20 protein-coding genes are annotated in these 24,737 nt (G+C 72.2%); 14 read left to right on the plus strand and 6 right to left on the minus strand.

From position 1 onward, the window contains the following. Positions 1 to 66: 66 nt before the first annotated feature. The 4 genes from QSK36_RS22160 to QSK36_RS22175 all read left to right on the plus strand — a co-directional run bounded on the left by QSK36_RS22160 (position 67) and on the right by QSK36_RS22175 (position 2,171). Positions 67 to 807 (plus strand): class I SAM-dependent methyltransferase, encoded by a 741-nt coding sequence (locus tag QSK36_RS22160; RefSeq protein WP_285783727.1) that lies wholly within the window; start codon positions 67 to 69, stop codon positions 805 to 807. A gap of 67 nt (positions 808 to 874) precedes the next feature. Further along, positions 875 to 1,252, plus strand: coding sequence for a hypothetical protein (locus QSK36_RS22165; RefSeq protein ID WP_285783728.1), 378 nt, complete (start codon positions 875 to 877; stop codon positions 1,250 to 1,252). 36 nt (positions 1,253 to 1,288) lie between these two features. After that, positions 1,289 to 1,873 (plus strand): Rv1733c family protein, encoded by a 585-nt coding sequence (locus QSK36_RS22170; RefSeq protein ID WP_285783729.1) that lies wholly within the window; start codon positions 1,289 to 1,291, stop codon positions 1,871 to 1,873. Between the two features lie 22 nt (positions 1,874 to 1,895). Then, entirely contained in the window at positions 1,896 to 2,171 is a 276-nt protein-coding gene (locus QSK36_RS22175; protein WP_183540196.1) for a HesB/YadR/YfhF-family protein, read from the plus strand. A 3-nt stretch (positions 2,172 to 2,174) separates the two neighbouring features. Here the strand turns inward: QSK36_RS22175 and QSK36_RS22180 are convergent, their stop codons facing one another. Together QSK36_RS22180 and QSK36_RS22185 are read right to left on the minus strand one after the other, a co-directional pair. Then, positions 2,175 to 2,477, minus strand: a complete 303-nt coding sequence (locus QSK36_RS22180) for a hypothetical protein (RefSeq protein ID WP_183540194.1) — start codon at positions 2,475 to 2,477, stop codon at positions 2,175 to 2,177. Positions 2,478 to 2,527: 50 nt separating this feature from the next. Then, positions 2,528 to 8,044 carry a non-ribosomal peptide synthetase/MFS transporter gene (locus QSK36_RS22185; RefSeq protein ID WP_285783730.1) on the minus strand — a complete coding sequence of 1,839 codons (5,517 nt, stop codon included), beginning with the start codon at positions 8,042 to 8,044 and terminating at the stop codon, positions 2,528 to 2,530. A 507-nt stretch (positions 8,045 to 8,551) separates the two neighbouring features. Between QSK36_RS22185 and QSK36_RS22190 the strand changes: the two genes are divergently transcribed. From QSK36_RS22190 to QSK36_RS22205, 4 genes are read left to right on the plus strand one after another with little or no spacing between them, the layout of a single operon-like run. Further along, positions 8,552 to 9,478, plus strand: a complete 927-nt coding sequence (locus tag QSK36_RS22190; protein ID WP_285783731.1) for a TauD/TfdA family dioxygenase — start codon at positions 8,552 to 8,554, stop codon at positions 9,476 to 9,478. A gap of 25 nt (positions 9,479 to 9,503) precedes the next feature. Continuing rightward, complete coding sequence (locus QSK36_RS22195; protein ID WP_285783732.1) at positions 9,504 to 11,600, plus strand: HAD-IIIC family phosphatase; 2,097 nt, start codon at positions 9,504 to 9,506, stop codon at positions 11,598 to 11,600. A gap of 5 nt (positions 11,601 to 11,605) precedes the next feature. Further along, positions 11,606 to 12,889, plus strand: a complete 1,284-nt coding sequence (locus QSK36_RS22200; RefSeq protein ID WP_285783733.1) for a glycosyltransferase — start codon at positions 11,606 to 11,608, stop codon at positions 12,887 to 12,889. A gap of 52 nt (positions 12,890 to 12,941) precedes the next feature. Then, positions 12,942 to 13,766: an SDR family oxidoreductase gene (locus QSK36_RS22205; protein ID WP_285783734.1), complete on the plus strand. Its 825-nt coding sequence runs from the start codon at positions 12,942 to 12,944 to the stop codon at positions 13,764 to 13,766. Positions 13,767 to 13,770: 4 nt separating this feature from the next. Here the strand turns inward: QSK36_RS22205 and QSK36_RS22210 are convergent, their stop codons facing one another. Then, entirely contained in the window at positions 13,771 to 14,469 is a 699-nt protein-coding gene (locus QSK36_RS22210; protein WP_285783735.1) for a TetR/AcrR family transcriptional regulator, read from the minus strand. Positions 14,470 to 14,538: 69 nt separating this feature from the next. Here QSK36_RS22210 and QSK36_RS22215 point away from each other — a divergent pair, with 69 nt between their 5' ends. Then, positions 14,539 to 15,987, plus strand: coding sequence for an FAD-dependent monooxygenase (locus QSK36_RS22215; protein ID WP_285783736.1), 1,449 nt, complete (start codon positions 14,539 to 14,541; stop codon positions 15,985 to 15,987). A gap of 68 nt (positions 15,988 to 16,055) precedes the next feature. After that, positions 16,056 to 17,333, plus strand: coding sequence for a helix-turn-helix domain-containing protein (locus tag QSK36_RS22220; protein WP_183540178.1), 1,278 nt, complete (start codon positions 16,056 to 16,058; stop codon positions 17,331 to 17,333). Here QSK36_RS22220 and QSK36_RS22225 read toward each other — a convergent pair. Beyond that, complete coding sequence (locus tag QSK36_RS22225; RefSeq protein ID WP_285783737.1) at positions 17,326 to 18,480, minus strand: NAD(P)/FAD-dependent oxidoreductase; 1,155 nt, start codon at positions 18,478 to 18,480, stop codon at positions 17,326 to 17,328. The two genes, QSK36_RS22220 and QSK36_RS22225, sit on opposite strands and share 8 nt — an antisense overlap. A 2-nt stretch (positions 18,481 to 18,482) precedes the next feature. Continuing rightward, positions 18,483 to 19,748, minus strand: coding sequence for a serine hydrolase domain-containing protein (locus tag QSK36_RS22230; protein WP_183540176.1), 1,266 nt, complete (start codon positions 19,746 to 19,748; stop codon positions 18,483 to 18,485). 208 nt (positions 19,749 to 19,956) lie between these two features. Here QSK36_RS22230 and adh point away from each other — a divergent pair, with 208 nt between their 5' ends. The 4 genes from adh to QSK36_RS22250 all read left to right on the plus strand — a co-directional run bounded on the left by adh (position 19,957) and on the right by QSK36_RS22250 (position 23,033). Continuing rightward, positions 19,957 to 21,480, plus strand: a complete 1,524-nt coding sequence (gene adh / locus QSK36_RS22235; protein WP_139576957.1) for an aldehyde dehydrogenase — start codon at positions 19,957 to 19,959, stop codon at positions 21,478 to 21,480. 8 nt (positions 21,481 to 21,488) lie between these two features. After that, positions 21,489 to 21,860: a DUF779 domain-containing protein gene (locus tag QSK36_RS22240; protein WP_183540950.1), complete on the plus strand. Its 372-nt coding sequence runs from the start codon at positions 21,489 to 21,491 to the stop codon at positions 21,858 to 21,860. A 127-nt stretch (positions 21,861 to 21,987) separates the two neighbouring features. Next, positions 21,988 to 22,665 (plus strand): hypothetical protein, encoded by a 678-nt coding sequence (locus tag QSK36_RS22245; RefSeq protein ID WP_285783738.1) that lies wholly within the window; start codon positions 21,988 to 21,990, stop codon positions 22,663 to 22,665. Next, the gene (locus tag QSK36_RS22250; RefSeq protein ID WP_285783739.1) at positions 22,662 to 23,033 is read left to right on the plus strand and encodes a type II toxin-antitoxin system PemK/MazF family toxin; all 372 of its coding nucleotides are present in this window, start codon (positions 22,662 to 22,664) and stop codon (positions 23,031 to 23,033) included. Before QSK36_RS22245 ends, QSK36_RS22250 begins: the two co-directional genes overlap by 4 nt. Before the next feature lie 78 nt (positions 23,034 to 23,111). Here the strand turns inward: QSK36_RS22250 and QSK36_RS22255 are convergent, their stop codons facing one another. After that, the gene (locus QSK36_RS22255; RefSeq protein WP_285783740.1) at positions 23,112 to 24,629 is read right to left on the minus strand and encodes a pectate lyase family protein; all 1,518 of its coding nucleotides are present in this window, start codon (positions 24,627 to 24,629) and stop codon (positions 23,112 to 23,114) included. Positions 24,630 to 24,737 lie beyond the last annotated feature (108 nt).

A 24,737-nucleotide genomic window follows, 5' to 3' on the forward strand; every position in this document is an offset into this window, starting at 1 on the left:
GGTACCTCCCGTCATACTGATCGGCTCCGGCCGGTAGGTGAACGGTTCGCCGCGGATACTTACGTCATGACCGTCTACAACCAGATCGGCAGGACCTACAGCGCCGCCCGCAGACCCGACCCGAGGCTGGCCGCCCGGATCACCGCCGCGCTCGGGGACGCCGCGACGGTCGTCAACGTGGGGGCGGGCACGGGATCGTACGAACCCCCGGCGACCCTGCTCGCGGTCGAGCCCAGCACGGTGATGATCGCCCAGCGGCCCCCGGGGTCGGCCCCCGTGGCGCGCGCCCGGGCCGAGGCCCTTCCCCTCGCCGACGGCGTGGCCGACGCCGCGATGGCGATCCTGACGGTGCACCACTGGACGGACCTCGCGGCCGGGATCGCCGAGTTGCGCAGGGTCGCCCGGCGCCGCGTGGTGATCCTCACCTGGGACCAGGAACTCACCCGTGACTACTGGTTCCTCAGGGAGTACCTGCCCGAGGGCGCGGCGCTGGACGACGCACGCGCCGTCCCGATCGCCGATCTCGTCCGGCTGCTCGGCGGCGCGCGGGTCGAGCCCGTCCCCATCCCGCACGACTGCACCGACGGGTTCGGCGCCGCCTACTGGCGCAGGCCCGAGGGCTACCTCGATCCCGTGGCCCAGGCGGGCATGTCCGTGCTCGCCCAGCTCGATCAGGCGGTCGTACGGCCGGCCCTGGACCGGCTCGCGGCCGACCTGGAGTCGGGCCGCTGGCACGAGCGCCACCGCGACCTGCTCGACCTGGAGGAGTACGACGCCGGATATCGGCTTCTCGTGTGCGATCTGTGAGCCGATCTGTGAGCCGGGGCGTGGGATCCGCACCGCGGGGGGTAAGGACAGACCGGAAGGAGAAGGCATGCCTGACCCTGCGGAGACGGAGCGGCTGCGCCAGGTCGTGGACGAGGTGTTCCACGACCGTCTCCGCGCGACGCGCCGCGACCTCTACTCCGCCGCCGCCGCGGACATCCACGTGTCCGCCGAGACCCTCGCCCTCCTGAACGAGATCCCCGAGGGCTCCTACAGCCGGCGGGAGATGCTGGAGGCCATCGAGGGGGCCGTACGGGACCGGGACGAGGCGGAGCGGGAGGCGCGGCGACCGGAGCGGATCACCGCGCTGGAGGACACACCCGAGTTCGAGCACGCCATCGCCGACGACACCACGTTGAACGCGCTGATCCAGGAGTCCTCCGGCCCTCCGCCGGACGCGCCGCGGTTCCAGGAGCCGGGCGAGTGAGACAACCGGCGCACGAGAAGGAGGAGGGGTGACGCGATGCGATCTGGCCCGGTGACGAGGCGGGTGCGGCGCTACCTGCCCGACGGCAATCCGTTACGGCGCGGAACCGACCGCGTCGAGTCCGCGGCCGTCCTGGCCTTCCTGATCCTGGCCGTGCTGAGCCTGGTCGCGGCGTTCGCCGCGGGCGCCGCCGTGTATCGCGGCGGCGTGGCCGAGGAGCATTCCGGGCGCTGGGTGACGGCCACCGTCACGCGGGACGCGCCGGCGGCCACCTGGGTCGCGGTGGAGGGCACCGCCGCGCGGCTGCGCACGGGTGTCGCCTGGACGGCCGCCGACGGCCGTACGGCGACCGGGCAGGCGCCGGTTCCCTCGGCGGCCACGGCCGGCACGCCCGTGCGGATCTGGCTGCACCGCGACGGCAGGCCGGGCGACGGCCCGCGGAGCCGGATCGACACGGTCGCGGACGGCGTCGCGTCCGGAACGGCCACGGCGGCGCTGTCGCTGACGGCCCTGCTGGCGTGCCTCGCCCTCGTGCGCCGCCGTCTCGATCACCGCAGGTACGCCGCCTGGGACGCCGGATGGCTCGCGATGAACCGGCGGCGCAAGCCCGAGGACGCGTGAGCAGACAGCTAGGAGGCGCGTCGTGCTGACAGTCACCGACCACGCCGTTCAGGCGATCCGCGATCTGATGGTGGGGGAGTACCTCCCCGAGGAGGCGGGCCTGCGCATCGCGGCCAAGCCGGGCGAGCCCGCCTCGCTGGAGCTCTCGCTGGTGAGCGCGCCCTTCTCGGGCGACGAGGTGGTCAAGAGAGCGGACGTGCGCGTCTTCCTCGACGCAGAGGTCGCCCAGGCCGTCGGCGGCAAGACGCTGGACGCCGAAACCGGTCCGGGCGGCCGCCCGACCTTCCGCCTGAGCTGAGATCTACTGGTCGCCCTCGTCCTCCTCGTCCTCGGGCGGCAGGCCGGTGCCCGCCACCGTGTCGGCGAGCTGGTCGTCGTCGAGCCGCCCGGTCGGCGGCTGCCCGAACGTTCCTCCTCCGGAGGCCCCGCCGCCCGACACGCCGGTCCCGCCGACGATGCCGGCGGCGTCCTGGTCCGCCTTCTCCACCGACCCCTGCCGGGTGGCCCGGATGCCGGGCGTCCGGTTCTTGAACCGCGGGTCGTCCTGCGCGTTGGTCGCCAGCTCCTCGGCGAGCTGCTTCGGGTTCATCTTCTTCTCGTCCATACGGGCCGCCGTACCCGGCGGCCCGTAGGCCATTCATCCGTCAGAGCACCTCAGAGCTCGGCCGGGACCCGCTGCGCCGGAACGCTCGCCTCCTGGCGGCTGCGCAGCGCCTCCAAGCCGACCAGGTCGTCCGGCTCGGCGTCCGGGGTCTCCTGGTCGAACCTCGCCAGGGCCGGGTGACGCAGGGCCAGCGTGATCGTGAGCGCGATGGCCAGTCCGCACACCACGTACAGCAGGCCGATGCCGCGGCCCTCGCCGACCCCGATCACCGTGCCGACCGTGTCGGCCAGCGGGCCGTCCGGCCGCATCAGCGGCTCGAAGACCAGCCCCACCAGCCAGGCCTGTACGGCCAGGCCGACCGGCTGGGTCGACAGCGCGAGCATCCGGTTGATCGCGATGACCCGGGCGTGGTAGCGCTGGGGCACCTTCGAATGGATGATCGTCAGCCAGATGCCGTCGCTGATCGTCATCATCAGCGACATGCCGAAGGCGCCGACCGTGATGAGGACGAGCGACGGGCGCAGACCGGCGATCGCGCAGAAGATCCCGAGCACGCCGGCGGCCGACAGCATGCCGAACATCCGGCGGTCGCGCGGGCCGCCCCACAGCGTGATGATCACGCCGCCGCAGACCGCCCCGATCCCGGCGAGCAGCGCCACCCGCCCGGTGTCGGCCAGCTCGCCGACCGACAGCACCAGCGGCGAGATCATGATGAACCCGGTGAACAGGAAGAAGTTCACGATGAACATCGTGAAGGCCATGGCCCGCAGGCCCCGCCGCCGCAGCAGGTAGCGGAAGCCGTTGCGGATCTCGGCGGAGACCGTCTCCCTGCGCCGCCAGGCCATCGTGGCCGGGAAGCGCACGAGCAGGGTCACGACGAACGCGATCGCGTAGCAGATCACGTTGGCGGTCAGGATGCCCTCGATGCCGATCAACGCCAGCACGGCGACGGAGAACAGCGGGACCATGAGCTGGGCCACGGCGTTGCCGAGCTGGACGACGCCGCCGACGTGATGCAGGTAGTGCTTGGGCGCGAGCTGTGGACCCGCCGACTGCCAGGCGACCCGTTGGAGGGTCACCGATATCGACAGCACCACCAGCAGGCCGTACAGCAGGGGCATGCTCAACACGTCGCTCGCCATCAGCGCGAGCAGCGCGGCCTGCACGGCCAGCGACATGCCGTCGGCCGCCAGCATCGCCCGCTTGCGGTCGTACCGGTCGACGAGCGCGCCGATCAGCGGCGCGAGGACGAGCCCCGGCACCAGCCCGATGATGGCGAACAGCCCGAACTGCACCAGCGAACCGCTCTTCAGGTACGCCCAGATCGGCACGGCGAACTCGGTCATCACGGCGCCGATCATGGAGACGATCTGACCGGTCGCCACCGTGAAGAACCGGCCAAGGCTGGGCTGCGGCCCGGCGACGTCGGCCCGCCGGTCGGCGGACAGAGCCTGCCGCCACCACGTCGCCGGGTCGTCGGGCGGGCGCGGCCGCCACTCCCCGGGACTCTCCACGGCGGTGTGGGTGGTCGTGACGATCGCGGCCAGTTCCTCGGTGCGGTATCGGAGGAAGTAGTGGCCGGCCTCGGCCATCACGACCAGCGCCGTGGTCTCGGAGACGCAGTGCCAGTCGCGGTAGCGCTCCTGGTAGAAGTCGGTCAGCGCGTCGCGGTCGCCGACGATCGAGATCACCGGGGCGCGCAGCTGCGGGCTCTGCTGCTCCACGAGTTCGCTGAAGTAGTCCTCGCCGGCCCGCGCGTCCACCCGCATCGTGCGGATGATGTGGTCGACCTGCTCGGGGTCGAGGTCCTGCAGGTCGGCGCCCATCGCGCGGAGCCAGTTGGCGTGCGCGTTGGCGTTGTCCAGCGCCTTGCTGCGGAAGATGCGGCCGAGCAGGCCGTTCAGGCCCTTGGTGGGGGTGGCGAACGGGAAGCTGCCGCCCACGTAGAGGGCCTCGACCCGGCGTCCCGCCGCCTCGAGCCTCCGCGCGATCTCGGCGGTCAGCGCGCTGCCGACGCAGTGGCCGTACAACGCGACCGGGCCGCGCACCCGCTCCATCACCTCGTCGCACACCCGCTGCGCGGCCTCGTGGAACGGGATCGTGCTCTCCTCGACCCCGAGCTCGTGGCCCGGCAGGGCGACCGAGAACAGCGAGTGCCCGGCCGGCAGCACGTCGGCCAGCGGCTGGTAGATCATCGCGCTGGCCCCGCCGTACGGGATGCAGACCAGGGACAGCGCGGGCGCCTTCACCGGCCGGGTGAGCTCGACCAGCAGGCCGCGAGGGCCGTCCTCGGTCTCTTCCGGCGCCTGCCGGGCGGCGTCGATCAGCGCGGCCAGCTCCCGTACGGTGCGGTTGGCGATCGCGTCGAGCACGGTCACCTGGTAGCCGTCGGCGGGCAGCGCCTGGCGCAGCTTGGCGACCATGCGGATGAGCAGCAGTGAGTGGCCGCCGAGCGCGTTGAAGTCGTTGTCGATCGAGACGGCCTCGATGCCGAGGACCTCACGCCAGACCCCGGCCACCACGATCTCGGTCTCGGTCGTCGGCTCGGCCAGGTCCTCGCCCACCCGGACCACCGGATCGGGCAGCGCCTTGCGGTCCACCTTGCCGTTGGCGTTGAGCGGGATGGTCTCCAGCGGCACGAACACCGACGGGATCATGTATTCCGGCAGCCGCGCCGCGCAGTGCTCTGCCAGCTCGGATAACTCCGGACCTGTGGGGACGTAGTAGGCGACGAGTCGTTTGTCCTCGGGTGTGAACGCGTGCACGGTGACGACCGCGTCGCGCACGCCGGGGTGATCGAGGACGGCCGCCCGCACCTCGTCCAGCTCGATGCGGTAGCCGCGGATCTTCACCTGGTCGTCGAACCGGCCGAGGAAGGCCACGTTTCCGTCGCGGGTCCAGGCCACCCGGTCGCCGGTGCGGTACATCCGCCCGCCCTCGTTCCCGGAGACAGGGTGGAAGGGGTCGGGGAGGAACCGCTCCTCGGTGAGGTCCGGCCGGTTCATGTAGCCGCGGGTCACGCCCACGCCGCCGACGTACAGCTCGCCCGGCACGCCGACCGGCTGCAGCCGCCGGTTGGCGTCCAGGACGTACATCCGCATGTTGGGCAGCGGGCGCCCGATCGGGACGACCTCCACGAGCTGGGCGTCCCGCACCGGATAGATACACGTCCCGACAGAGGCCTCGGTGGGGCCGTACTCGTTGATCAGCCGGCCCGGGCCGAGCATCTCCAGCCACCGGTTGGCCATCGAGCCGGGCAGCGCCTCGCCCGCCACGACGATCTTCCCGGCGAGCGCCGCGGCCTGCCGGGCGTCGATCTGGTGACCGAGCACCTCCAGGTGGCCGGGGGTGCACTTGATGAAGCCGTACGGCCCGCCCGCCACCAGCAGCGCGCCCAGCTCGCCCATGTCGAAGTCCTGGGCCAGCACGGTGACCCGCTGTCCCACGACGAGCGGCGCCCACAGGTTGGGCACCACGAGGTCGAACGCCACCGAGCCGAACAGCGGCGCGCCGCCGTCGCCCTGGGACGCCAGGTCCTCGACGGCCCACCACACGTGGTTCACCAGACCGCGGTGGGTGACCTGCACACCCTTCGGCTTGCCGGTGGACCCCGACGTGAAGATCACATAGGCCAGCCGGTCGATGTCGTACGGCACGCCGGCCGGGTCGCGCGGCTGCTCGTCGAGCAGGCCGCCGTCCACGTCCACGACGTCGACGCGGACGCCGTCGAAGAGATGCGCGTAGCCCGCCGAGGTCAGGACCAGCGGGGTCGCGGCGATCGACAGCATGTCGCGGACGCGCTGCGCGGGGAACTTGGGATCCATCGGCAGGTAGGCCGCGCCCGCCTTCCACACGCCCAGCAGGCAGGCGATGAGGTCCGGGCTCCGGTCGAGCAGCACGCCCACCGTGTCCTCCGGGCCGATGCCCCGCTCGCGCAGCAGGTGGGCGACCTGGTTGGCGCGGGCGTGCAGCTCGGCGTACGTGGTCGTGCGGCCCTCGAAGGAGGCCGCGACCGCGTCGGAGCCCGCGTGGCGCTCCAGCAGCTCGGGCAGGGCCACGTCCGGGTACGGCCGGGCCGAGTCGTTCCAGGCGCCCAGCACCACGTCGCGCTCGGCGTCGGTGAGCAGCTCCAGGTCGGCCAGCGGGGTGTCCGGGGCGGCGGCGATCCGCTCGGCCAGCGCCCGGTAGTGCCCGGCCATCCGGGCGACGGAGTCCGCGTCGAACCGGTCCTTCTGGTAAGTCAGGTAGAGCTCGGGGTCGCCGGTGCCGTTCAGGTGCACGAGCAGCGCGAGGTCGTAGGTGAAGTCGTCGACCTCGTGCTCCCAGACCGACGCCTCCAGTCCGGGCCAGCGCCCGCGCTGGTCGCGGAAGACGCGCAGCGAGAAGCCGACGGTCGACAGCGAGAAGTTGCGGGCGTCCCGGTCGCTCAGCGCCCCGGCCAGTTCCGAGAACGGCAGGTGGTTGGCGAGCGCCTCGCCGAGCCTGCGCCGCACCCCGGCCGCCGCCTCCCGGAACGAGGGGTCGCCCGACAGGTCGGCGCGCAGCGGCAGGGCGTTGACGAAGCAGCCCAGCACGGGCTCCAGCTCCACCCGGCGCCGGCCGCCGTCCACCGTGGCGATCGTCAGGTCGCCCTGCCCGGTGTAGCGCGCGAGCAGCATCGAGAAGACCGTGAGCAGGGCCACGAACGGGGTGGTTCCGGGGCCGCCGGCCTCCCGCAGCGCCCGCAGGACCTCGTCCGGCAGCGTGAACAGGTGGCAGTCGCTCCGGTTGCCCTCGGTGGCGGCCTGGCCGTCCCGCGCGATGGGAAGCTCCACCGCGCTCGCGCCGTCGAGCCGGTCGCGCCAGTAGGCGAGCCGCCGCTCGCGCCGCTCGCCGGTCAGCTCACGCCGCGACCAGGCCGCGTAGTCGGCGTACTGGAGCGGGGGCGTGGCCACCTCGGCGGGACGGCCCTCGTGGGCGGCCGCGTACACGCTGGTCAGCTCGTCCACGATGATGCCGACCGACCACCCGTCGCACGCGATGTGGTGGCAGACGAACATCAGCACGTGGTCTTCGTCGGCCAGCCGGACCAGCGTCGTGCGGTGGACCGGCCCGGTCTCCAGGTCGAAGCGTTCGACGGCGGCCCTGCACGTGATCTCCCGGGCCCGGCCCTCCCGCTCGGCCTCCGGCAGGTCGCGCAGGTCGACGACGTCGAGCGGCGCCGGCCCGGGGTCGAGGACGATCTGGCGGGGCTCGTGCCCGTCGCCCTCGTAGACCGTACGCAGGATCTCGTGGCGTTCGACCAGGCTGTCCAGGGCGACGGTCAGTGCCCGGGTGTCGAGCGGGCCGGTGAGCCGCAGGCCGATCGTGGCGTTCGGCGCCGGAGCGCCCTCGGCGAAGCGGGCGCCGAGCCACATCTGGGTCTGCTCGTAGGAGCAGGGGGCGGGTCCCTCGCCGCGCGGGGTGATCGCGTTCGCGGCGGCGGCTCTGGCGGCTTTGGCGGCGAGGAGCCGGCGCAGGGCCTCCTGCCTGCGTGGGGAAAGCGACGCTATTAGATGCTCGTTGTCAGTCGTCGGCGATATCGTCACCGAGCGTTCTCCTCTCTGCGCAAATTATGCGCAGGACCAGCTGACCACGCAGAAAAGTGGTTGAACCAGAAAACGCTTGATCGTCGATTTCGCAGGATCTCGCCGCGTATCTCGCCGCGTTTCGAGCCGAGATGCGTGGGAGCGCTCCCACGAAAGTGATTATTTTACGATACGGGATGCACGCTGGGTAACGCAAGCCTCACTTCTACCTGCGATCCGGTGCGAAGAGTATTGGGAAATCGACCTTCCGTCATCGCCTACCGGTGGCAGAACATGAGTGGTCGTCGGCATTGCCGGCGGACACAGACGAATGTCGGATAATTTGACTGACGCCGTCGAGTGAACCGGATGAAACATGTTTCTTGCGCGTGACCCGATCCGGGTTCTATGTTGGCCGCCGGAATCTCTTTCCGCAGGGGCGCCGCCTATTCGAGGGCCCGCCTGCCTCCTTAATTCGACTTTTCCCCGCGCTCGGCCGCGACCCGATCCCGCGCAGAAGGAGGACGCATGGACGACTTCTGGAAGCCCCTGGAAATAACCCCGGACGGCTCCGCCGCCACGCCCGAGGGGCTGATGGAACGGCTGCGCGGATTGAACCTGGGCGACCTGCTGGTCCGCGAGAAGGCGCTCGTCTTCCGGGGGTTCGGCGTCACGCCCGAGACACTCGATCCTGTCATGGACATGCTGCTGCCCAACCGGCTGGCGTACGTCCACGGCAACTCGCCCCGCACCAAGGTGGGCGGCAACGTCTACACCTCGACCGAGTACCCGCCCGAGTACACGATCTCCATGCACAACGAGCTGTCGTACTCCGCCACCTGGCCCTCGCGGCTGCTGTTCTACTGCGAGAAGGCGGCCGAGACCGGCGGGGCCACCCCCGTCGTGGACGGCGTGCGCTGGCTGGAGTCGCTCGACGACGAGGTCAGGGAGGCCTTCGCCAAGGGCGTGCGCTACACCCAGAACCTGCACGCCGGCCGGGGGCTCGGCAAGAGCTGGCAGGAGACGTTCGAGACCGAGGACCGCGACGAGGTGGCCGGCTTCCTCGACCGCGTCGAGGCGGACTGGCAGTGGCGGCCCGACGGCGGCGTGCGGATCTCCCAGATCAGGCCCGCCACCACCCGGCACCCCGTGACCGGGGCCGAGGTGTGGTTCAACCAGGCCGACCAGTGGCACCCCGCCTCGCTCGGCGACGAGGCCGCGGCCATGCTCGCCGAACTCATGCCGCCGGAGGAGCTGCCGCAGTCGGTGACGTTCCCCGACGGCGCCCCGATCCCCGGCGAGTACGTGATCCAGGTGCGCGACCGGGGGCTGGACAACGCGGTGGACGTCGACTGGCGGAAGGGCGACCTGCTGCTGATCGACAACGTGCTGGTCGGGCACGGCCGCAGGCCCTTCACCGGCTCCCGCCGCATCCTCGTCGCCATGTCCGACTGATCGCGCTCTCGAAAGGGAAAACGCAGTGAACAAGATCGGACTTGGGGTCGCCGCGACCTTCACCGCCGAGCCGCTCGGGGACGCCCTGCGGTTCTGGGCCGCCGAACTCGGCGTCGAGGGGGAGGTCGCCTTCGCTCCGTACGACCAGGTCTTCCCCTCGCTCCTCGACTCGGGCAGCGTGCTCGGCCGGGCCGGCGCCGCCGTCGTGCTGGTCCGGGCGGAAGATCTGGTCGCCGGGGATCTGGTCGCCGGGGATTCGGCCGCCGAGCAGGACGGGCTCGACGAGGTGGAGGCCGTGGCCACCGACCTCGCCGCCGCGCTGCGAACCTCGGCACGCGCGTCCGGCACGCCCCACGTGCTCATCGTCTGCCCTCCCTCCCCCGAGCACGGCTCGCCCGAGGCCCACGCGCGCCTCGCCTCCAGTCTGGCCCGGGCGTTCGAGGGCGACCGGGCCGTCTCCGTGCTCACCTCCGCCGAGCCGTACGAGCCCGCGCCGGAGGCCGTCCACGACGCCTTCGCCGACCGGACCGGCAACGTCCCCTACACCGACCGCTACTTCGCCGCGCTGGCCGCCGCGGCCGCCCGCCGCCTGCACGCCATGACCACCCCGCGTCCCAAGGTCGTCGCCGTGGACTGCGACGGCACGCTCTGGGACGGCGTGGTCGGCGAGGACGGCCCCGACGGCGTGGTCATCGGCCCGGAGCGGATGGAGATCTGGCGGGAGCTGGCGCGCCAGGTCGCCGCGGGCAGGCTGCTGTGCCTGTGCAGCAAGAACGAGGAGAAGGACGTCCGCGAGGTGTTCGCCCGGCATCCGGAGCTGCCGGTCGGCCTGGACGACGTCGCCGCGATGCGCGTCGGGTGGGAGGCCAAGTCTCAGTCGCTGCGCTCGCTCGCCGCCGAGCTCGACCTCGGGCTCGACTCGTTCGTCTTCCTCGACGACAGCCCGGTCGAATGCGCCGAGGTCCGGGCCGGCTGCCCCGAGGTGCTGACCCTCCGGCTCCCGGCAGGCGCCGCGGAGGCGGCGGCCTTCCTCCGGCACTGCTGGCCCCTCGACCTGACCGCGGTCACCGAGGCCGACCGCGAGCGCACCCGCCGCTACCAGGAGGAACGGCAGCGAGAGCAGGCCAGGGACGAGATGTCCCTCGCCGACTTCTTCGCCACGCTCGACCTGGGGGTGACCATCACCCCCGCCGGTCCCGAACACGAGGCCCGGGCCGCTCAGCTCGCCGAGCGGACCAACCAGTTCAACCTCTCGGGGGTGCGTCGCCTGGACGGCGACGAGAAGTTCGTCGTGGACGTGCGCGACCGCTTCGGGGACTACGGCGTCGTCGGCCTCACCGACGTGCGGACGGAGGGGGACACGCTGCGCGCCGGTGCGTTCCTGCTCAGCTGCCGGGCGCTCGGGCGCGGGGTGGAGCACCGCATGCTCGCGCACCTGGGGGCGCTCGCGCGGGAGCGCGGGCTGGCCCGGGTGGCCCTGGCCTTCCGGGCGACCGAGCGCAACCAACCGGCCAGGGACTTCCTGGCCGCCCTGCCGGCGACGGTGGAGCCGTACGGCGAGGAGGCGGCCTGGTACGTCCTCGACGCGGGCGCCGCGGCGGCCGTCGTCCACGTGCCGGGCCCTGCTGAGGAGAGGGCAGCGGGGCCCGCCCGGACCACACGGACCACCCGGATCGCGGAACCCGCCTCTTCCGCCGGCTGGGCGGCCGTCGAACGGATCGCGACCCGGCTGACCGGCGCCGACGCGATCCTCGACGCCATGCGAGCCGCCCGTCCCGTGGCGGAGGTGGCCGGAGCGAGCCCCGTCGAGGCGGCCGTCATGCGGATGTGGGCCGAACTGCTCGACGTGGCGCCGGCCTCGGTGAGCGACGGCTTCTTCCAACTGGGCGGCCACTCGCTGCGGCTGGTGCAGTTCATGGCGCGGGTGCGTGCCGAATTCGGCGTCGAGCTGCCCTTCGACACGCTCTACACCACCTCGTTCACCGTCGCCGAGGTCGCCAAGGCGATCGAGGAGCGGCAGCTCGCCGACACCGACGACGAGGAGCTGGCCGGGCTGCTCGACGAGCTCGCGGGCCTGTCGGACGAGGAGATCGACGCCCTGCTCGACTCGGGGAACGGCTGATCCGCATGGCCACGATGCTGCTGAGCACCCACGGCACCAACGGCGACGTGCTCCCGTTCGTACGGATCGGGCGCGAGCTGGCGGAGCGCGGCCACGACGTCGTCGTGATGACGCACTCCTGGTTCGCCGACCGGATCGCGGCCGCGGGTCTCCGGCACCTGCCGATCGACACGGCGGAGGGCTACGACCGGCACCTGGACGACGCCCGGCGCTACATGCTCGATCCCCTGAAAGACCCCGACGGCGTGCTCGCGCTCTACCGGCGCAACGGCCTGTTCGAGCTGCTCGCCGACGAGGTCCGCATGATCGAGGCGCATTACCGGCCGGGGGAGACCGTGGTGGTCGCCCGGCACACCTCGGGCATCGCCGCGCTGATGGCCGCCGAGCGTCGCGGGGTGCCGGTGGCGCTGGTGTCCGTCACGCCCCACCAGTACGTCTCGTTGCCGGTGCTCGGGAACCTCTTCAGACGCGTGCTCGGGCAGGGGTACGACGACGTCTTCCAGGCGTTCGGCCTGCGGCCGGTCCGCGACTGGGTCGCCTACCTGACGAGCGCCAAGACCCAGCTCGCGCTGTGGCCGGAATGGTTCGACGCCGCGGGCCAGCCGGCGCCGGAGGGCGTCGTCCGCTGCGGGTTCGTGCTCGGCGACACGGCGGAGGGGCCGGTCCCCGACTGGGCCGAGCCGCCCGTGCTGATCACCGGCGGCACCGGGCAGGTGCTGCACGACCGGTTCTACGACGTGGCGGCGCGGGCGTGCCGGCGGATCGGGAGGAAGGCCCTGCTGGTGAACCGGCACCCGTCGTTCCAGCCCGAGTCGCTGCCCGACGGGGTGGAGTGGGTGCCCTCGGCGCCGTTCGCCACGGTCATGCCCCGTGTCGCCGCGGTCGTCCACCACGGCGGGATCGGCACACTCGCCCGGGCGCTGTCGTCGGCGACCCCGCAGGTGCTCCTCGCGCACGGCGTCGACCGTCCGGACAACGCCGAGCGGCTGGAGCGCGCCGGGGTGGCGACCTGGCTGCCCGTGTCGCACTGGACCGAGGACCGGACGGCCGACCTGCTGGCCCGGGCCCTGGACTCCGCGGCCGACGGCGGATACCGGGAGCGGATCGCGCCGCTCGCGGCCGACGCCGCGTCGGAGGACTCCGTGCGTGTCGCGGCCGAGCACGCCGAGGCGCTCATCGGGACCGACGCGGTCATGACGCGGCCGGATCCGCGCGAGCGGCTGGCGCGTCTCACCCCGGAGCAGCGCACGCGCCTGGCCGCCATGGCGCGCGCCCGCCGGGGCGTGTGAAGGAGGGTCTCCCGGGTACGCCGAGGTGCCGTACACCGACGGAGGGGGATCCATGGGCGGCACGGTGGCGCCGATCTCGCGCTTCGACTACGACAAGGTGGCGGTCGTCACCGGGGCCGACTCGGGGATCGGGCGGGCGACCGCGGTGATGCTCGCCGCGCACGGCTTCGACGTCGGCGTCACCTATCACCAGGACGAGAAGGGGGCGCGGGAGACCGCGGAGCAGGTCGAGGTGCGGGGTCGCCGCGCCGCCGTCCGGCAGCACGACCTGACCGACCCGGTGGCCGCGGCGGCCGTGATCGACGAGCTCGCCGACGAGCTGGGCGGCCTCGGCGTGCTGGTGAACAACGCGGGCACCGGCACGGCCGAGCCGCTCCTGGAAATCGGCTACGACCGGTGGCGGTCGGTCCTCGCGGTCGACCTCGACGGGCCGTTCCTGTGCTCGCAGCGGGCCGCCCGCCGGATGATCGCGCGCGGCGCGGGCGGCCGGATCGTCAACGTGACCAGCGTCCACGAGGAGTACCCCCGCCTCGGGGCCGGGCCCTACTGCGCGGCCAAGGGCGGTCTGCGGATGCTCAGCCGCACACTCGCGATGGAGCTGGCCAGGCACGGCATCACGGTCAACACCGTGGCACCCGGGGAGATCGCGACTCCCATGACCGGGCAGGAGGACCAGCCGCCCCGGCCGGACAGCCGGCCCGGCTATCCGCTGGGCCGTCCCGGCGACGCCCGCGAGGTGGCCGCGGTGATCGCCTTCCTGGCAGGGCCGACCGCGTCGTACGTCACCGGCGCGTCGCTGTTCGTGGACGGAGGGCTCGGCCTGATGGGCCCGCAGGCCGCCGGCGACATCGACAAGGACATCTGGGCATCCGCCTGACCCGTCATCCGCCGGGGAGTGCGGCGGCCAGGCCGTCGAGCACCTGCCGCAGGCCGGACGCGAAAAGCCGCTCGTTCTGGTCGGCGCGGTGCGGCCCCTCGGCCTCCACCATGATCCGTATCAGCGTGGGATGGGCGCCCGAGGCGATGATCGCGTCGCCGTACGCGCCCTGGGCGGCCAGCCACGTCTTCGCGTCGTAACCCGCGGCCCGCTGCGCCACCTCGTACGCCACCGAGCCGTGCACGAAGATCTGGATCGTGCTCACGGCCGCCAGCATCGCGTCGGGGTCGAGACCGAGGCCGTCGACCGCGTGCAGCCACGCCTCCAGCCAGCGCAGACTGCCCGGGCCGAGACCGGGCCGCGCCGCCGCGGCGACCGGAAACCAGGGGCGGCGCAGCATGAGCGCGCGTGTCCGCTCGGCGAGCTCGCGCAGGTCCGCCCGCCACTCCCCGATGGGCCGCGGCGGCGCGTGCTCGCTCAGCACGGCGTCCACCATCAGGTCGATCAGGTCGTCCTTGCTCGACAGGTATCGGTAGAGCGAGGTCGTGCCGGTGCCCAGCTCCGCCGCGACCCTGCGCATGGACACGGCGTCGAGCCCCTCCGCGTCCGCCACCGCCACCGCGGCCCTCGCGATGTCGTCCCTGCTGTGCGCGGGGCGGGGCCCGCGAGCGGCCCGCGCCGGACGGTTCCAGATCGATTCCATTGCGAACAGTGTACGCAGTAGTCTACGGTCGATAACTGCGAACGCTGTTCCCGGGTTTTAGGGGTGATCATGGACGTCGACGTGGTGGTGGCGGGTGCGGGCCCGGTCGGGCTGATGCTCGCCTGCGAGCTGCGACTGGGCGGGGTGTCGGTGCTGGTCCTGGAACGGGAGGCCGAGCCCGAGGCGGCGCACAAGGCGGGGGCGATGGGCGCGCGGTCGATCAACGCGCCGACCGCGGACGCCTTCCACCGGCGGGGGCTCCTGGAGGAGGTGCGGCGGGCCGCGCTGATGTGGTTCACTCCGGGCGCCCCTGATTCGGACGCCTCTGGCCCGTTGCCGTTCGCCGGGCACTTCGCCGGACTGCCGGTCAGGGTCGACCGGCTGGACCCGGGCGATCCGGACCTCGCCGCCCACACGCTCGGCGGCGGTGCGATCAGTGTGCTCGACCTGGAGGCGATCCTGGAACGCCGCGCCCGCGCGCTCGGCGCCGAGATCCGGCGCGGGTGTCCGGTCACCGGCTTCGACGCCGGCGACGACGGGGTGACCGTCGCGACCCCGGCCGGGCGGATCCGGGCGGGTTGGCTGGCCGGGTGCGACGGCGGCCGGAGCACGGTCCGCAGGCTCGCCGCAATCGCGTTCCCGGGCACCGACCCGGAGTTCACCGGCCGCCAGGCGATGGTCGAGATGACAGAGCCGGACCTGCTGCCGCTGGGCGGCTGGGTGCGCACCGGCCGGGGCTCGTACGCGCACGGCCCGGTGCCGGGGCGGCTCCACATCGTGGAGTACGGCCCTCCGCCCGCCGACAGGAACGCGCCGGTCACCACGGAGGAGATCGCCGGCTGCCTGCGCCGGGTCGCCGGGATCGATCCCGGCATCGTCTCGGTGAGCGCGGGCACCAGGTACACCGACGCCACCCGGCAGGCCGCCACCTACCGGGCGGGCCGGGTCCTGCTGGCGGGCGACGCCGCGCACATCCATTCGCCGGCCGGTGGACAGGGCCTCAACCTCGGCGTCGGCGACGCGATGAACCTCGGCTGGAAGCTCGCCGCGACCGCGCGCGGATGGGCGCCGGAGGGGCTGCTCGACACCTACACCGAAGAGCGCCATCCGGTCGGCGCATGGGTGCAGGGCTGGAGCGACGCGCAGACCGCGCTCGGCCGTCCCGACGCCCGCACCGCGGCGCTGCGGGCCGTGGTCGCCGATTTGCTCGACACCGTGCCCGGCGCGACATACGTGATGAAGCAGATCTCCGGTGCCGGGCGGCTGCGCGGCCGTGTGGCGCCCGATCTCGTGCTCGACGACGGCAGCCTCCTCGCCGGCCACTGCCGCACCGCCCGCTTCCTGCTCGTCACGCGCGACCCGCGGCTCGCCGCGCGCGCTGAGGGCTTCGCCGGCCGTCTCACCGTGCTCCCCGGCCCGGACATGCTCGTCCGGCCGGACGGGTACGTCGCCTGGGCGGGCGAGCCGCCCGCGGACCCGTTCACGCCGTGGCTCGGGCGCAGAGGGCTTGGTGGCTGACGGGCCCTTGTCGCACGACCCGGGCGTGGGTGACGATGGCGCCTGAAGACGCGGAGAGTGAGGGCGCCGTGACCAATCCATGGCTCGCGCTTGAATCCGGGGCCGACGCGGCGGAGCGTACCGGTGAGCTGCGCCGCGCCCATGAGCGCTTCCTGTCGGCCGGGGCGATCGACGGACCGGTGCGTTCCCTGGTCGCCGATTCGTGGCGGCGATCGGCCCGGGCGGTCGCTCCGGACGCGCTCGCGCCGCTGGAGCTCACCGACGCCGAGCTCGAGGAGTATCGCAGCGCGCACCCGCTGGCCAGGGTGCTGCCGCTGTTCCGAGATCTGCTGGGCGGCATCGCCGACGACGGGCGGCACCTGCTCGCGGTGTGCGACGCGGCCGGCCGGCTGCTGTGGGTCGAGGGACATCGCGGGGCGCGGGCGCGGGCCGAGCGGATGAACTTCGTCGCCGGGGCCCGGTGGGACGAGTCCCACGCGGGCACCAACGCCCCCGGCGTCGCGATCACGGTCGGCCATCCGGTGCAGATCTTCGCGGCCGAGCACTTCGCCGTACCGGTGCAGCCGTGGACCTGCGCCGCCGCGCCGATCCACGACCCGCACACCGGCCGCCTGCTCGGCGCGGTCGACGTCACCGGCGGCGACAACCTGGCCAGCCCGTACAGCCTGGCCCTCGTGCAGGCGGCGGCCCGCGCGGCGGAGGCGCACCTTGCTTCCGACCACGGGGCCACGCTTCCCGCTCCGGCCCTCGCGCCCGCCGTGACGCTCACGGCCCAGGGCCGGGACGACGCCGTGCTCACCGAGGGCCCGCGCCGCATCAGGCTCGGTCCCCGGCACAGCGAGATCGTCGTGCTGCTGGCCTGCCATCCCGAGGGGCTGAGCAGCGACCAGCTCAGCGCGGAGCTGTACGGCGACCGCATGCTGAACCCCGTCACGCTCCGCGCGGAGCTGTCCCGGCTGCGCCACCGGCTCGGCCCGTTGCTCGACTCCCGTCCGTACCGGCTGCGGGTGCCGGTGCGGGCCGACTTCCAGGCGCTCGCCGAGCACCTGGCCGCCGCGGACGCCGACGCCGCGCTGCGGGCCTACCGGGGGCCGCTCCTGCCCGGCTCGGACGCGCCCGGCGTCGTATGGCAGCGCCGCCTGCTGGACGACGGCGTACGCGACCTGCTGGTGGCCCGGCGCGACCCCGCGCTGCTCGAACGATGGACGCGCGCGCCGTGGGGAAGGGACGACATCGTCGCCTGGCAGGCGCTGCTGGCCGCGCTGCCCGCCGGATCCCCGGCCCGGGCGCGGGCCGCCCGGCGGGTGCGCGACCTCGACGCGGAGTACGGCCTGCCGTTCAGGTGAGATTCTTGAGCCAGCGGAGGGCGACGGCCGCCGCCAGGCGGGGCGGCACGGTGCCCGCCCCGAGCCCGACGTCGACGAGCAGGTCGAACACCTCGGTGCGGCGGGCGGCGACCGTGATCGCCGCGTCGATGAAGCCGGGGGAGCGGGCCGCCAGGGCGAGCACGTCGGTGGTGCGCAGGTGCCGCCCGAGCGCCCCGCGCAGCCCGCGGCGGTAGGCCCGCAGCGGGTCGTCCGGCGAACCGATCGCCGCCTCGGCGGCCAGCCGCCCCGACAGCAGCGCGTAGTAGATGCCCTCGCCGGTCAGCGGGTTGACGAGGCTCGCCGCGTCGCCGGCCAGCAGCACCCGGCCCGCGCCCGGCACGGGCCGCCCGCTCGACAGCGGCAGGTGATGCGCCCGCAGGTCGCGGACGGGCGACCTGATCTCACCCAGCAGGGGCAGGAGCCGGGCCAGCCGCCCGTGCAGGATCTCGCGCCCGGGCCGGCCGGTCTGTCTCAGCATCGGCAGCAGCAGGCCGTAGCCGACGTTGGCCGTGCCGTCGCCCACCGGGAACGACCAGGCGTAGGCCGGCCAGGCCTCGCTCTGCATGACGATGACCTGCTCGTCGTCGTCCGGCGGCACGTCGGCGTACCCCCGCACCGCGATGGCGGTGTGCCGGTCCGGGCTCGGCGGGACGCCGATCAGCCGCCGTACGGCCGAGTTGGCGCCGTCGGCGGCGACGACCGCCCGGGCGACCAGGTGGCCGTCGATCACGACGTGCCCGCCGAGGGCGGTCAGCGTACGCACCCGGTGGCGGCGCACCTCCACGCCGCGCGCCCGCGCCGCCTCGACCAGCCGGGCGTCGAAGACCCGGCGGGGGACCACGTGGTTGGGCCGTGCGACGACGGCCGAGACGTGGGCTCCGCCGGGCGACGTCACCGACAGGCGCGGCGTCGGCCGGTGGTCGTCGAGCAGCCCGGGCAGCCCGAGCCGCGCGAGCTCCTGCCGTGCGTGCGCCGCGATGCCGTCGCCGCAGGCCTTGTCACGCGGGAAGGCCGCCCGGTCGAGCAGCAGCACCCGGCAGCCGGGATCGAGCTGCCTGGCCCGCAGCGCGGCGGCCGAGCCCGCCGGCCCGGCGCCGACCACCACCAGGTCCCAGACGTCCTCCACATCTACAGACCGTACGTGGAGAAGAGGTTGGTGGTGGGCCAGGACTTCACCGAGTTCGCGGCGGTGTGGAGAAGGGCGTCGATGGCCCCGTAGTTCAGCCCCGAGGCGTCGTCGCGCTGGTCGAACAGCACCACCCAGCTCAGCCCGTCGTAGCGCCGGACCATGAGCGTGGAGGTGCCGGCCAGCGACCCCGTGTGCCAGGTGTTGCGGCCCCCGGTGACCGGGCGGACCTGCCAGCCGAGGCCGTAGTACCAGCCGTCGGAGTTGACTCCGATCGACGGCTTGGCGAACGCCTTGGAGATCGACGCCGAGGTCAGCACGCCGGCCGCGTCGAAGAGGGTGGTGAACTTGGCCAGGTCGACGGCCGTGGCGAGCCAGCCGCCGTGGGCGGCCATGTTCTCGAGGTTGAACCCGCCGTACGGGAAGGGCACCACGGAGTTGGAGGTGTCGATCACGCTCTTGCCGGTGTACTGCGAGAAGTACGGCACCTCGCCCGATTTGCGGAGACTCTTGGCGGTCCTGCCGAGCACCATCCGCTTGATCTTGAGGGGCGTCAGCACCTTGCTCTGGACGTAGCTCGCGTACGAGACCCCGCTCGCCTTCTCGATGATCTTCTGCAGGAGAAGGTATCCGTAGTTCGAGTACGCGTATGTCGTGCCCGGCGCGTGGTCGAGCTTGAGGCCGGACGTGTGTGTGACGATGTGCGCCTGCGTGATCGGCAGCGGGACGCCGAGTGCCGCGGCGATGACCCGGTCCTTGAACATCGGGTCGCCCGAGACCTCGGAATCCCACCCGCCGAGGTGCTGGAGCAGGTGGGTCACGGTGACGGAGGCGAGGCGCGGGTCGGCGGTCGTGCTCAGCCCCAGCAGCGGCGCGACCTTGGCCGAGAGGCTGAGTTTGCCGTCCTGCGCCAGCTTCAGCACCGCGGCCGCGGTGACCGGCTTGCTCAGGCTCGCGATGCGGAACAGCGAGGTAGGCCCCGCCGTGAACGAGGTGTCCGCCGTCCAGTTGTAGCCCCGGGCGAGCACGAGCTTGCCCTTGCGGACCACGGCCAGGGACGCGTGGGGGATCGCCCGGTCCATCATGAAGCGCTTCAGCGTGTCGTCGAACGGCTTGAGCGACGTCGCGCTGCGGCCGGTGACGCTCCACACACGGGCCGCAGCGTTCGCCGGTGACGTGGGCAGCCCGGCGGCCAGCCCCGCCGCGGCGCCGCCCGCCAGCAGGCGCAGGGCGTTCCTTCGGGAGGCGGAAAACGTTTCCGAAATCATGACGGCTGATCTTAGGGGAGATTTGACCGTTTATGACCGCGGATCTGACCGCACCGGCCAGAGGCTGTGTGCGGAAGGACGTCGCGGGACGATGCTCCGGGACGATGCTCCGGAACGGTGCGGGAACACGGACGCAACGTGTCGGCAACGTGCCCGCGACTAACGTCCGGGGCGTCAGACCCCACACCCTGTCCGGGAGGTCCATCTCATGACCCGTTACGCCGCGCCGGGACAGCCGGACGCCCTCATGGCGTACGAGCAGCGTTACGACCACTGGATCGGCGGCGAGTACGTCCCGCCGCAGCGGGGGCAGTACTTCGAGAACCCCTCGCCGGTGACCGGTCAGACCTTCACCGAGGTCGCGCGCGGCACGGCCGAGGACGTCGAGCGCGCGCTGGACGCCGCGCACGGCGCCGCCCCCGCCTGGGGGCGTACGTCCGCGGCCGAGCGGGCGAACATCCTCAACCGGATCGCCGACCGCATGGAGCAGAACCTGGAGCGGCTCGCCGTCGCGGAGACCTGGGAGAACGGCAAGCCGATCCGGGAGACGCTGGCCGCCGACATCCCACTGGCCATCGACCACTTCCGCTACTTCGCGGGGGCGATCAGGGCCCAGGAGGGCAGCCTGTCGGAGATCGACGCGGACACCGTCGCCTACCACTTCCACGAGCCGCTCGGCGTCGTCGCGCAGATCATCCCGTGGAACTTCCCGATCCTGATGGCCACCTGGAAGCTCGCGCCGGCGCTGGCCGCGGGCAACGCCGTGGTCCTGAAGCCGGCCGAGCAGACCCCGGCGTCGATCCACTACTGGATGAGCCTGGTCGCCGACCTCCTCCCGCCGGGCGTCCTCAACATCGTCAACGGGTTCGGCGTCGAGGCGGGCAAGCCGCTGGCCTCCAGCGCGCGGGTCGCGAAGGTGGCGTTCACCGGGGAGACCACCACCGGGCGGCTGATCATGCAGTACGCCAGCGAGAACATCAAGCCGGTCACGCTGGAGCTGGGCGGCAAGAGCCCCAACATCTTCTTCGACGACGTGTCCTCCGCCGACGACGAGTTCTTCGACAAGGCGCTGGAGGGCTTCACGATGTTCGCGCTCAACCAGGGGGAGGTGTGCACCTGTCCCTCCCGGGCGCTCATCCAGCAGGGCCACTACCAGCGCTTCCTGGAGGCCGCGGTCGAGCGTACGGAGAAGATCGTCCGCGGGCACCCGCTGGACCAGGCCACCATGGTCGGCGCCCAGGCGTCCAACGACCAGTTGGAGAAGATCCTGTCCTACCTCGACATCGGCCGGCAGGAGGGCGCCAAGGTGCTCACGGGCGGGCACCGCGCCGACCTCGGCGGCGAGCTGTCGGGCGGCTACTACGTCGAGCCGACGATCTTCGAGGGCGCCAACAACATGCGGGTGTTCCAGGAGGAGATCTTCGGGCCGGTCGTCTCGGTGACCTCGTTCACCGACTTCGACGACGCCATCAAGATCGCCAACGACACGTTGTACGGCCTCGGGGCGGGCGTGTGGACCAGGGACGTCAACAAGGCGTACCGGGCCGGCCGGGCCATCCAGGCCGGGCGGGTCTGGACGAACTGCTACCACGCCTATCCCGCCCACGCCGCCTTCGGCGGCTACAAGCAGTCGGGCATCGGCAGGGAGACGCACAAGATGATGCTCGACCACTACCAGCAGACCAAGAACCTGCTGGTCAGCTACTCGCCCTCGAAGCTCGGCTTCTTCTGATGCCCGAGATGTCCCGCGTGGACCTCACCCCCGCGGCCGCCGACCTCATCCGGCGGCTGCGGGCGGCCCACGGCCCGCTGATGTTCCACCAGTCCGGCGGCTGCTGCGACGGCAGCGCCCCGATGTGCTACCCGGAGGGCGAGTTCCGCACCGGCTCCTCGGACGTGCTGCTCGCCTCGCTGACCGTCGAGGGCGTCGACGAGCCGGTCACGTTCTGGATGTCGGCGAGCCAGTTCGAGCGCTGGCGGCACACCCACCTGACCGTGGACGTCGTCCCCGGCCGGGGCAGCGGCTTCTCCCTGGAGGCGCCCGAGGGCGTGCGCTTCCTGATCCGTTCCCGCCTGCTCACCGACGCCGAACGCGCCGCCCTCGACAGCTGACCGGCCTCGCGAAAAGGAGCTCCCCCCGGTATCGGCCGCGTCCGTCACTCATTGACGTGGCAATGTGACGGTAAGTAATGTCTCCGCTGTTGCTGTGCAAGGTGGCGGACGGAGCGGGAGGGGTACGGTGAGCATGCGGCTGATCCGGGGAGGAGCGGTGATCAGCATGCCCGTCGACTCGCCGAATCCTCTGGCAGGGGCCGTGCTGTCCATACTCGTGGCGGCGCGGGAACTGAATCTGCCGGTGACTGAGGCTCATCTGGTGGGGCTCCTTTATCTCTCCGACGTCGCCGCCGTCGAGGCGGGGCATCCGCCTATCACCGGTGCCACCTGGCGCCTCGGGCGCTGCGGGCCCTATGACCCCGCGCTTACGCGGGCCCAGGACTATGTGGTGGAAAGCGAGCTCGCGGAGCGTGGCGCCGACGAATCCGCTGACGCGGAGGCGGGCGTGTTGTCCTTGACCATGGATGTGGACGATCCTCTGGGCCCTGACGCCATGAGATTCGTCCGCACGGTCGTGGCCCTGCATGGGGCGAGGGACACCGCCGTTCTCCGGACCGTGGTGGACGCCACCGTGCCCGTCGTCGAGGCGCAGGCGGGCGGAGAGTCCGGCGTCCTGCTCGACCTCAACCGGGCACGGCGGCGCAGGCAGGCCACGGCGCTGCTCACGCGAGCGAAGGCGAGGCGCGCGTCGATGCCTCCCGAGCACGACGCCCCCGGTGTCGGTGCGATTGTCAAGGAAGAGTTCCTGCAGGCGCGAGACGCTCTCCGTCGCGCTAACGCGAAGGCCCTGGACGATCGGTGAAGTCGTTCATTCGCAAGGGTGGTGTCTACTACGTCTCCGACAGATCGCTCACGATGCCGCCCAACGACCAGCGCAATCTTCACCCCCGGCGACCGGTCGTCGTCCTGAGCGGTGACGCGAAGAACCAGCAGTCGGACTGGGATCTGATCTACGTCGCGCCGTTGTCGACGGCCACGACGCTCAAAACGGAGTATTGCGTCAAGCTCGCGCAGGGGACCGCCAACCTGCCCAGCAAGTGCTGGGTGCGCACCGTCTGCGCACAGCCCTTTCTCAAGGAGGAGCTCGGCGACTACCTGGGGCAACTTCCACCGCAGTTGGTGGCCCTGATCGAGGACAACCTGTTCGCGTACCTCGGCCTCGTCGACTGACAGGCGCGGGGAGGCCGCGGCGGGTGGCCGCGGCCTCCGGGACTTCACAGGGACGTGCCGGTACCTGTGCGTCTGGAACTAGATCTTGCCGGTGCCCGCGTTGGCGAGGACGTTCGCCTTCACGCCGCTGGGGTTGTCCACCGTGTACGAGTACGGGATGGAGGCGACGCTGCCGGAGGTCTGCGGCGTGCCCGAGTTCACGAAGTAGTTGTTGCGGGCGACGATCGACCCGCCCGGCGACGAGCCTTCGGCGGTGTGGGTGGGCTCGGCGATGTTCTCGAAGTAGTTGCCCTCGACGAGCACCCCGGCGCCGCAGGTGGAGGCGATGCCGTAGCTGTAGTCGGTGTAGGACGGGTCCTTGTAGTAGTAGTTGTTGAACACGTGGACCGGGTTGCCGAAGCGCACCCGGGGGTTGCGCTGGGCGCAGGTCTGGAACGCGTTGTGGTGGTACGTCACGCGTAGGTGCCCGGAGTCCTCGGAGCCGTTGCCGTCGCTGTGGCCGACGAGCGAGCACTTGACGTGGTCGTGCAGCTTGCTCCAGGAGACGGTGACGTAGTCGGAGCCGTGCGTGATGTCCAGCAGGCCGTCGTAGTAGTCCGTGCCGTGGCTGGTGTCGCTCGACAGGTCGTTGTGGTCGAGCCACACGCGCTTGGCGTTGTCGAGGTGGATCGCGTCGCCGTTGCCGTTGCCGGCCGGGACCTTCGAGATCTTCATGTTGCGCACGATGACGTTGCTGACGTCACGGATGTTCAGGCCACAGCCGGTCAGCCCGGAGTTCGCGCCGACGCCGAGGACGGTGGTGTTGCCGCCCACCCGCACGTCCTCCGAGCAGCTGAAGTTGCCGCTCACCTGGACGACCTTCGCGGCGTCGCCCTTCACGGCGGTGGTGAGCGCGGTCAGGGAGGTGACCGTCGTCGTGGCGCCGCCCGCGCCGCCTGTCGTGCCGCCGCCCTGGGTCGCCCAGCCGATCAGCCCGGTGGTGGGCGGGGTGGTCGGGCCGCCCGTGGGTGTGGTGCTGGGCGTGGGCGACGGGCTCCTCGTCGGGCTGGCCGTGGGCGTGCCGCTCGGGGTCGAGCCGGTCGGCTGGAGGGTCCACTGCTTGGTGGCCACCGAGTCGCAGGAGTTCTGCTGCACCAGGGCGCCCGAGGACGTGGAGTTGTCCTTGGTGTTCAGGCATTTGTCGCTGTTGGCGTTGACGACGCGGTAGTTCGACCCCGAGGCGGTGAGCTCCCAGGTCTGCGACGAGGCGCCGGTGCACGACTCCTGCTGGACGGCCTTGCCCGCGGAGGTGGAGGCTCCGGCGACGCCGGCGCACTTGCCGCTGTTGCCGGCGGCCAGGCGGAAGCCGCTGCCCTGGGCCGACAGGTTCCAGGTCTGGTCGCTCGCGCCGTTGCAGCTCGACACCGTCAGCTGCACGCCGTCCGAGCCGCTGCTGCCCGGAACGGTGAGGCACAGGCCGCTGGCGCCGTTCACGATCCGGTAGGCGCCCGCGCTCGGCGCCGCGTTGGAGACGCCGGCGAAGACGCCGCCGACCAGGGCGGCGACCCCGACGACGGTGCCGATCACTCCGACTCCGGTTCTGGTTCTGGTTCTCAAAGCCGAGCTCCTTGCATGTCGTGCAGGACCCCTGACCGAGGGGATGAACTCCTGGTCCCACATAGGGGGGCGTTCATGAATGCGAACAGCATTCATGAGGAGGAACAA

The sequence above is a fragment of the Microbispora sp. NBRC 16548 genome (genome assembly GCF_030268985.1).
Lineage (GTDB): Bacteria > Actinomycetota > Actinomycetes > Streptosporangiales > Streptosporangiaceae > Microbispora > Microbispora catharanthi.